The organism is Mesorhizobium sp. M7A.F.Ca.US.002.01.1.1 (assembly GCF_004022955.1).
In the GTDB taxonomy this organism is placed as follows: Bacteria; Pseudomonadota; Alphaproteobacteria; order Rhizobiales; family Rhizobiaceae; genus Mesorhizobium; species Mesorhizobium ciceri.
Genome location: NZ_RZQE01000240.1, coordinates 1 through 8,762, shown reverse-complemented (window position 1 = coordinate 8,762; position 8,762 = coordinate 1). Strand labels below are relative to the sequence as shown.

General features: G+C 63.7%; 8 protein-coding genes. 2 read left to right on the top strand and 6 right to left on the bottom strand.

What is annotated here, in order from left to right:
- The 3 genes from EN932_RS21560 to EN932_RS21550 all read right to left on the bottom strand — a co-directional run.
- Window positions 1-1,028, bottom strand: a 1,028-nt coding sequence (locus EN932_RS21560) for an MFS transporter (protein WP_164890563.1), incomplete at its 3' end; no start/stop codon positions are given.
- Between the two features lie 125 nt (window positions 1,029-1,153).
- Entirely contained in the window at window positions 1,154-2,530 is a 1,377-nt protein-coding gene (locus EN932_RS21555) for an FAD-containing oxidoreductase (RefSeq protein WP_127370073.1), read from the bottom strand.
- The gene (locus tag EN932_RS21550) at window positions 2,527-2,988 is read right to left on the bottom strand and encodes a membrane protein (protein WP_027162181.1); all 462 of its coding nucleotides are present in this window, start codon (window positions 2,986-2,988) and stop codon (window positions 2,527-2,529) included. Before EN932_RS21550 ends, EN932_RS21555 begins: the two co-directional genes overlap by 4 nt.
- Window positions 2,989-3,123: 135 nt before the next feature.
- On the opposite strand from EN932_RS21550, the gene EN932_RS21545 reads away from it, so the two are divergent.
- Window positions 3,124-3,681 carry a sugar O-acetyltransferase gene (locus tag EN932_RS21545; protein ID WP_127370074.1) on the top strand — a complete coding sequence of 186 codons (558 nt, stop codon included), beginning with the start codon at window positions 3,124-3,126 and terminating at the stop codon, window positions 3,679-3,681.
- Between the two features lie 5 nt (window positions 3,682-3,686).
- Here EN932_RS21545 and EN932_RS21540 read toward each other — a convergent pair whose 3' ends face one another.
- On the bottom strand, window positions 3,687-4,682 hold the full coding sequence (locus EN932_RS21540; RefSeq protein WP_024504530.1) for a helix-turn-helix domain-containing protein: 996 nt from the start codon (window positions 4,680-4,682) through the stop codon (window positions 3,687-3,689).
- Between the two features lie 126 nt (window positions 4,683-4,808).
- Between EN932_RS21540 and EN932_RS21535 the strand changes: the two genes are divergently transcribed.
- On the top strand, window positions 4,809-5,453 hold the full coding sequence (locus tag EN932_RS21535) for a cysteine hydrolase family protein (protein WP_127370304.1): 645 nt from the start codon (window positions 4,809-4,811) through the stop codon (window positions 5,451-5,453).
- Between the two features lie 67 nt (window positions 5,454-5,520).
- Here the strand turns inward: EN932_RS21535 and EN932_RS21530 are convergent, their stop codons facing one another.
- Both EN932_RS21530 and EN932_RS21525 read right to left on the bottom strand, forming a co-directional pair.
- Window positions 5,521-7,200 (bottom strand): formate--tetrahydrofolate ligase, encoded by a 1,680-nt coding sequence (locus EN932_RS21530; RefSeq protein WP_013529948.1) that lies wholly within the window; start codon window positions 7,198-7,200, stop codon window positions 5,521-5,523.
- A gap of 313 nt (window positions 7,201-7,513) precedes the next feature.
- On the bottom strand, window positions 7,514-8,638 hold the full coding sequence (locus EN932_RS21525) for a DUF2333 family protein (RefSeq protein WP_013529949.1): 1,125 nt from the start codon (window positions 8,636-8,638) through the stop codon (window positions 7,514-7,516).
- Window positions 8,639-8,762 lie beyond the last annotated feature (124 nt).

The window sequence follows — 8,762 nt, the reverse complement described above, 5'->3', positions numbered from 1 at the left end:
ATCCAGGCGCCGCTGGCATTGCCGATATTGAAGGCGCCCTGGTTCAGCGTGGCGGCAAGGTTCGGTCCCTCGGAGGCCGCCTCGACGACCCGGATCTGCAACGGCGGCACGACGACGAAGATGAGCAGGCCCCACAGGAAGACGATGCCGATGGCAACGCTGGCGATTGCGCCGAACTGCCTGAATCCAACGAAAAGCAGGGCCATCAGCAGCAGGGTGCCGATCACTGTCGGCATCAGTTTCCAGTCGGCCAGTCTGCCGCCGATGATGTTGCCGATGGTCATGCCCGCGCCGAACAGCAGCAGAACCCACGTGACTGCCGAGGTCGACAAGCCCGATACCTCGGTGAGGTAGGGTTTGATGTAGGTGAAGACGGTGAACAGGCTTGCGGAGGTCAGCGCCGCGATCAGCATGGCCAGCCAGACCTGCAGCTTGCCCAGCACGCGCAGCTCGCCGCGCAGGCCGCCACCGCTTGGCTCGGCGACATCGGACGGCACCAACCAGGCGATCGCTGCCACCGAGATCAGGCCGATACCGACCACGGCAACGAAGGTGGAGCGCCAGCCGAACGCTTCGCCAAGTGCGGTTCCGGCGGGAACACCCAGGATGTTGGACAGCGTCAGCCCGGCGAACATCAGCGCGATAGCGCTGGCGCGCTTGTTGCGCGGCACCAGGCTGGCGGCAACGACCGAGCCGATGCCGAAGAAGGCGCCGTGGCCGAAAGCGGTGAAGACGCGCGCGGCCATCAGCGTCCAGTAGTTGGGCGAGATGGCGCAAAACAGATTGCCGACGACGAACAGCACGGCCAGCCCGACCAGCACCGGCTTGCGCGGCAAATGCGCAGTGGCCATGGCGACGATCGGGGCGCCGAAGACGACGCCCAGCGCATATCCGGTAACCAGCAGGCCCGCCGCGGGGATCGACACGCCGAGGTCGGCGGCGACCTCAGGCAGCAAGCCCATGATGACGAATTCGGTGGTGCCGATGCAGAAGGACGCAATGGCAAGCGCAAGGATCGGCAAGGGCATGGTGCGTCCAGACTGAATCGGTTCAATTCCAGACTCCGCGAAGCACGCCACCGTGCGCAAGCTGCATTGCTGCATTGCAGCGATGCAGAAAAGGAAGAGCTTTAAAATGGGTCTTCAACGGGCTGTCACGCCAGCGGCTTCAGCTCCTGGGCAATGGTGGGCAGCAACTCCGAAACATTGGGATGGATGTGCACGGCACGCGCCAGCGTGTCGACGGGCGCCTTGGCGTACATCAGGTCGAGCACACAATGGATAGCCTCGTCGCCGCCGGGGCCGAGCACCGAGCAGCCGAGGATCTCCCTGGTGTCGGCATCGACCAGGATTTTCATGAAACCCTGCGTCTCGCCCTTTTCGATAGCGCGGCCGACGCGGGTCATCGGCCGCTGGCCGACCAGCGCGCGACGGCCGGATTTCTTCACTGCGGCCTCGGTCATGCCGCAGCGGCCAAGCGGCGGGTCGATGTAGAGCGCATAGGCTTCGATCCGGTCGCTGACCCTCCGCGGATCGTTGTCGAGCAAATTGGCGGCGACGATCTCGTAGTCGTTGTAGGAGGTGTGGGTGAAGGCGCCCCTGCCGTTGCAGTCGCCCATCGCCCAGATGCCGGGCACGCTGGTGCGCAGCTGGTCGTCGACGGTGACAAAACCGCGCTTGTCGACCTCGACGCCGGCCCTTTCCAGGCCGAGATCGTCGGTGTTGGGCGTGCGCCCCAGCGCCAGCAGCACATGCGAGCCGACCGCCGGTGGCTTGCCGGCGGAGAAGGTCACGGCGATGTCGTCACCCTGTCTGGCGAAGGCAATGTCGTCGGCGCCGACATGGACCGCGATGCCTTCGTTTTCGAGGATCGACAGGATGGCGGCGGAGACATCCTCGTCCTCGCGGCCGGTCAGGCGCGGGCTCTTCTCGACGACGGTGACTTCCGCGCCGAAGCGGCGGAACATCTGAGCGAATTCGAGCGAGATGTAGCTGCCGCCGACGACGACGAGATGGCGCGGCAGCACGTCGAGATCCATCATCGACGAGTTGGTCAGATAGTCGATGTCGTGGATGCCGGGAAGGTCGGGCACCGAGGCGCGGCCGCCGGTGTTGAGGAAGATCTTTTCGGCGGTCAGCAGATCGTCGCCGACGCGCACCGTGTTGGGGGATTCGAAACGCGCATGGCCGCGATAGAGGGTGCACTTGTCCATGCCGGCAATCCAGGTCTCGAGATTGCCGCGAGCGTCGTTTGTGACCTTGTCCTTGCGCGCCTTGATCACCTTGTAATCCACGCCGACCGGCCCGGAGAGCGTCACGCCATAGTCGGCGGCGCGGCGCGCCAGATGCGCGGCATAGGCGCTGGCGACCATGGTCTTGGTCGGCATGCAGCCGGTGTTGACGCAGGTGCCGCCGACCAGCTTGCGCTCGATCAGCGCGACGCTCATGCCGGCGGCCGTCAGCCGCCCGGCCAGCGGAGGGCCAGCCTGTCCGGCACCGATGATGATGGCGTCGAAGATTTTCGTCGTCATGCCACCGCCGCTACGATCAGCAGGCCGCCGATGATCGCCACCGCGTCCTCGATAAAGGCGGCGGGCGGATCCTTGCCGAAGGCGGCCGCGAGCCGGCCGCGAGCTTCGGCGCCGCCCAGCGTGCCGATGACAGCGCCGATGGCGCCCGCGATCAGGCCGCCGATGGTGGCGCCGCCTGTCGCGCCGATCACCGCGCCGGTGAAGGCGCCCATGACGATGCGGGCGCCGAATTGCTGGGGTACTTTACGGCTCGGCGTCGACGGCAACTGGTCGGTGACCAACTCGACAATGGCCAGGATGGTGAAGATGCCGACAGCCGCCCAATGGCTCATGAAGCTCGCCCAGGTGCCGGCAACCGTCAGCCAGCCGAGATAAGCGCCCCAGGCAATGGCGGCCGGCGCCGTCATGGCGCGAAGACCGGCAATGACGCCGATCAGAAGTGCGAGAATGTAGAGCATGGTCGATCCCCCTCGATCACGGGCCAAGACGGCCTTGAGTCACAGGCTACCATAGGTCCAATATTTGACCAGTACTGGCATCGGCGCTTTTGGCTGCACTTGTGCTTTGCAAGGACGTGAACTGGAGACCGCATCATGGCTGAGAGCGAGCGCGTGAAGATGGTGGCCGGCGAATGGTATACCTGCATCGATGACGAACTGGAGTCGTTGCGGATGATAGCGCGCGATGCGGTGTTCGAGCACAACTTGCTGCCGCCTCGTCAACGCGGCAATCTCGGGCCGGCTCTGAAGGCACTGCTGGGAAGAGCCGGCGAGGGCGCCCGTATCGAGGCGCCGTTCCACTGCGCCTATGGCTTCAACATCTTTCTCGGCGACGGCGTGTTTCTCAATGCCGGCTGCACCATCCTCGACACGGCGAGCGTGCGCATCGGCAAGGCAACGCTGCTCGGCCCGAACGTGCAGATCTACTGCGCCGAGCACCACAAGGAGGCCAGTGGGCGGCAGGCCGGACTGGAGATCGCCCGACCGATTGAGATCGGCGCCAATGCCTGGATCGGCGGCTCAGCCGTCATCCTTGGCGGCGTCAGCATCGGTGAAGGCGCCATCGTCGGCGCCGGTGCGGTGGTGACGCGCGACGTGGCGGCGAACGCCACGGTGATCGGCAATCCGGCGCGGCCGGTCAAGCGGGGCTGAACAGGTCAGGACGACAGGACATACGTCATGCGCTCTTCCTGATCGCCTCGCCTGGAAAACTCTCGCCGGTATTGCGCCGGCGATGTCCTCAGTCTCGCGGCAAAATGCTGACGCAACGAGGTGGCGCTGCCGAAGCCGGCTTCGAAGGCGATCATGTCCATCGATTTCTCCGTCGCTTCCAGCAAACGCTGCGCCAGTTCGATCCGCTGGCTGGTCAGCCAATCGCCAAAGCTGGCGCCGATCGATTTCTGAAAGCGACGGGTAAAGGTGCGGCGGGTCAGGCCGGCGGCCTCGGCGACGCGGTCCAGGCTATGCGCCTCGCCAAGCGTCGCGCGAACCGCGTCGAGGGCCTGGGTGAAGCGGTCGGCGTCCGCGCTTCTTGCCACCGGATGCTCGATGAACTGTGCCTGCCCACCCTGCCGGTGCGGAGAAAGCACGATCTGGCGGGCGAGCCGGAGTGCTGCTTCCGCGCCATAGCGGGCGCGCACGATGTGGAGACAGCAGTCGAGGCCGGCGGCGACGCCGGCCGAGGTCACGACATCGCCATTGTCGACGTAGAGCACCGCGGCATCGACAGCGATGTCGGGATGGAGTGTTTGCAATTGTTCGCAATAGGCCCAGTGCGTCGCGGCACGTCGGCCCGAAAGCAGCCCGGCCGCTGCAATGGCGAAGGTGCCGAGGCACAGGCCGACAATCAAGGCGCCGCGTTGGTGCGCATGGCGCAGCGCTTCCATCAGCAGCGGCGATACCGGTTCGCTCAGATGATGCCAGCTCGGGATGATGACGATATCGGCGCCGTCGAGCCCTTCGAGCCCATGCGGCGCGGCAATTGTCAGCCCGGCTTCGGTATGGATCGGCCCGGCCTTGACCGCGCAGATGCGGAAGTCGAAGCGCGGCAGGCCAAGCGCCGTCCTGTCCTCGCCGAAGACCAGGCACGGTACGGAAAGATGGAACGGGCTGATGCCGTCGAAGGCGAGGACGGCAATGATCGGGTCGTTCATGGGTGCTTCCAGCGGTTGAATGCGGATTGTCCCAATTCTTTCGAATGATGTCAATCGGGCCACTTTCGGCTGTCTGGCAGCCCGCCTATCTTCCATCCATCGAATTCAAGCCGGAAAGGAAACACCATGTCTGACCCAGCCAACACCGCGCCGCGCCGGGCGCTGATCGTCGTCGATGTGCAGAACGATTACGACGGCGGCAATCTCGCCATCCAGCATCCGCCGTTCCGCGACAGCGTCGTCAATGTGGCACGCGCCATGGATGCAGCGACTGCTGCCGGCATCAAGGTGGTGGTCGTCAAGCAGATGGCGCCCGAGACCTCGCCGATCTTCGCCAAGGGCAGTCACGGCGGCGAACTGCATCCCGAAATCGCCAGGCGCGAGCGCGACCATTATGTCGAAAAGAACCTGCCCTCCGCCTTCACCGGCACTGATCTGGAAGACTGGCTTCGCGCCAATGCCATCGATACGATCACGGTGGTCGGCTACATGACGCATAATTGTGACCTGTCGACCATTATCCACGCCGTGCATATGGGCTTTGCCGTCGAGTTCCTGTCGGATGCGACCGGCTCGGTGCCTTACGCCAACAGCGCCGGCTACGCCTCGGCCGAGGAGATCCATCGCGTGGTCACGATCATCCTGCAGTCGCGCTTCGCCGCCGTGCTCAAGACCGCCGAATGGGTCGAGTGCCTGCAGACCGGCGCGCTGCCGGAGCGCGACACGATCTTCGGCTCCAACCAGCGGGCGCTGTCGCGCAGCGCTGCTTAGGGCTATCCGAAAAAACAGAAAGGGCGCCGCATCGCTGCGGCGCCCTTTCTGTTTGAATTGAAGGATTTTAGAACAGGCCTTCGATATTGCCGGCCTCATTGAGGAAGATCTTTTCCGAGGACGGCGCCCTCGGCAGGCCCGGCATGGTCATGACCTCGCCGCAGATGATGACGACGAAGCCGGCACCGGCCGAAAGCCTGACCTCGCGCACCGGCACGGTGTGGCCGGTCGGCGCGCCGCGCAGGTTCGGGTCGGTCGAGAAGGAATATTGGGTCTTGGCCATGCACACCGGCAAATGGCCGTAGCCGGCGTCTTCCCACGCCTTGAGCTGGTCGCGCACCGACTTGTCGGCGATCGCTTCCGAGCCGCGATAGATGCGCTGGACGATGGTGTTGATCTTCTCGAACAGCGGCATGGCATCGGGATAGAGCGGGGCGAACTGCGAGGCGCCGGATTCGGCCAGTGCCACCACCTTGTTGGCAAGATCCTCGATCCCGGCCGAGCCGTGTGCCCAGTGCTTGCACAGGATCGCTTCTTCGCCCATCGAGGCGACATAGTCCTTCATCGCCTGGATCTCGGCGTCGGTGTCGGAATAGAAATGGTTGATGGCAACCACCGCCGGCACGCCGAACTGCCTGATGTTCTCGATGTGGCGGCCAAGGTTGGCGCAGCCCTTCTTCACCGCCTCGACGTTTTCCTTGCCGAGGTCTTCCTTCTTGACGCCGCCATTCATCTTCATGGCGCGCACGGTGGCGACGATGACCGCCGCTGCCGGCTTCAAGCCCGCCTTGCGGCACTTGATGTCGAAGAACTTTTCAGCACCCAAATCGGCGCCGAAGCCGGCTTCGGTGACGACGTAGTCGGCGAGCTTGAGCGCCGTCGTGGTGGCGACGACCGAGTTGCAGCCATGCGCGATGTTGGCGAACGGCCCGCCATGCACGAAGGCCGGGTTGTTCTCCAGCGTCTGCACCAGGTTCGGCTGCATGGCGTCCTTCAGCAGCACAGCCATGGCGCCGTCGGCCTTGAGGTCGCGGGCATAGACGGCTGACTTGTCGCGGCGATAGGCGACGATGATGTCGCCGAGGCGCTTTTCCAGGTCCTTCAGGTCGGTCGACAGGCAGAGGATCGCCATGACTTCCGAGGCGACGGTGATGTCGAAACCGCCCTCGCGCGGGAAGCCGTTGGCGACGCCGCCGAGCGAGCAGATGATCTCGCGCAGCGCGCGGTCGTTCATGTCCATGACGCGGCGCCAGACGACCCGGCGGGTGTCGATGCCGAGCTCATTGCCCCAGTAGATGTGGTTGTCGATCAGCGCCGAAAGCAGGTTGTGCGCGGTGGTGATGGCGTGGAAGTCGCCGGTGAAGTGGAGGTTCATGTCCTCCATCGGCACGACCTGCGCATAGCCGCCGCCGGCGGCACCGCCCTTGACGCCGAAGTTCGGGCCGAGCGAAGCCTCGCGGATGCAGACGATCGCCTTCTTGCCGATGCGGTTCAGGCCGTCGCCGAGACCAACCGTGGTCGTGGTCTTGCCTTCGCCGGCCGGCGTCGGGTTGATGGCGGTTACGAGGATCAGCTTGCCGTCCTTGTTGCCCTTCACCGATTTGATGAATTCGGCTGATATCTTGGCCTTGTCGTGGCCGTAGGGCAGCAGGTGTTCGGTCGGGATGCCGATCTTCTGGCCGATCTCCTGGATCTGCTTTTTCCTGGCGCCGCGCGCGATCTCGATGTCGGACTTCACTTCGGCCATGACGGCTTTCCTCTGGATTGGACGGTGGAGGGGACGGGTTTGGTCTTACTGGCAAGCAGGTTGGAACCGGGCGCGGGCATGTTCTAACCCTGTCGCTGCCGCGGCGTCAACTTGTATGCAACTATGTTTCCTCTTGAGAAAATTCTTCTGCGGACCGGCCGACCTGTCGTCGGTTCTTCCTGGCTCCGTTGCCGCGCCGTATAGAAGCCAGAGGACGCGTCGTTCCGCCGTCTCAAAACAGCCGCACAATGCACGGAATGCGACAGAGGCGACGGCGCAAATTCGCCATCGCCTGGTCCCTAATGGAACAGCGCTACTGCGTCAGAACGTTGCTGATTTCGACCATGTTGGAGCGCACCCTGAGCACATAGAAGCCCATCGTCGTCAGATGCGTCGGCAACAGCCAGCCATCCTCGCGGCCATTGGCGATGATGAAAGGCTGGATCTTCAGCGCCGAAACGAACTGCGAGTCCATCGTGTCCCAGAGGTTCTGCAGATGCTTTTCCTTGATGACGTCCTCGAAGTCGGCCTGGGCGCCCTTCATCAGGCCGTAATAGCCATAGAGCTGGCCATAGGCGAACCAGTAGCGGTCGTCGGCGCGGAAGTCGAACCAGCCATTGTTGTGGTTCTCGGCGCGTTCCTTGAGGATCGCCGAGGTCGAGCCGATGTCGGACGAGATGCGGTCGATATACTGTTTCAGATTGTCGGCGCGGGCGTCGAATGTCGCCTGGCAGGTGGCAAGGCGAGCGTTGAAGGAACGCAGCATGCGCACGGCGTCGCGATAGTAGCTCGGCGTCGGTGTCTTGGGGCCGAACGGGTTCAGGCCGAAATACCAGGTCTCCTCGTCGAACTGCAGGTTGCCGCGGGCATTCTGCAGATCGCTGTCGATCTGCGAGGTGGTGCGGACGCGGCCGAGATTGTCGGCGAGTTCAGTCGCCGTGCGCCGCACCGCCTGGTTGATGCCGCGCTGGAAGGAGGCCTTGTTGTCCATCCACGGCGTGTTGTCCCAGTCGATGCCGAACAGGCCGAGCTTGTAGAGGATCATCGACGAGATCCAGGCATTCTGGTTGACGTTGAAGTCGGTCAGGTCGGCGGCGATCTGGGCAATGCCGGAGTTGCCGCAGGTCTTGGCCGTGTCGGTGCCGGCGCCGGCGGAGACCTGTTCGCCAGCGGAGACATTGCGCTTCTCGAACGTGTAGGTGTCTGGATAGTTCGGGTTGAAATTGTTCCACCACTGGGTGGCGTAGAAGAAATTGGCATAGAGGCCGATCAGCACCAGCAGAGCAAGGCCGACCGCCGCCTTGAGGATCCAGCCGCGTTGCGTGTACCAGCGTCCGGCCCACAGGAACGGCCACAGGATGACGCCGATCAAAAGCCCGATACCGCGGCCGATCCACTGGAAAATGCGGGTGAAGAAGTTCACGATCGGATCGAGCATGGCTGTGTCACCCCCTCAAGCATGATGCCAAAAAGTTGCAGACTTTTTGGATAACATTATGCGCCAAAACAAGAAGTTAGAACGAAATAACGGTTCATTTCGTTCTAGTTAGTCAGGCCGTAGA

Excerpts from the sequence above, each read along its gene's own strand:
- EN932_RS21555 (WP_127370073.1), bottom strand. The coding sequence starts at position 2,530 with ATGACGACGAAAATCTTCGACGCCATCATCATCGGTGCCGGACAGGCT.
- EN932_RS21550 (WP_027162181.1), bottom strand. The coding sequence starts at position 2,988 with ATGCTCTACATTCTCGCACTTCTGATCGGCGTCATTGCCGGTCTTCGC.
- EN932_RS21545 (WP_127370074.1), top strand. The coding sequence starts at position 3,124 with ATGGCTGAGAGCGAGCGCGTGAAGATGGTGGCCGGCGAATGGTATACC.
- EN932_RS21540 (WP_024504530.1), bottom strand. The coding sequence starts at position 4,682 with ATGAACGACCCGATCATTGCCGTCCTCGCCTTCGACGGCATCAGCCCG.
- EN932_RS21535 (WP_127370304.1), top strand. The coding sequence starts at position 4,809 with ATGTCTGACCCAGCCAACACCGCGCCGCGCCGGGCGCTGATCGTCGTC.
- EN932_RS21530 (WP_013529948.1), bottom strand. The coding sequence starts at position 7,200 with ATGGCCGAAGTGAAGTCCGACATCGAGATCGCGCGCGGCGCCAGGAAA.
- EN932_RS21525 (WP_013529949.1), bottom strand. The coding sequence starts at position 8,638 with ATGCTCGATCCGATCGTGAACTTCTTCACCCGCATTTTCCAGTGGATC.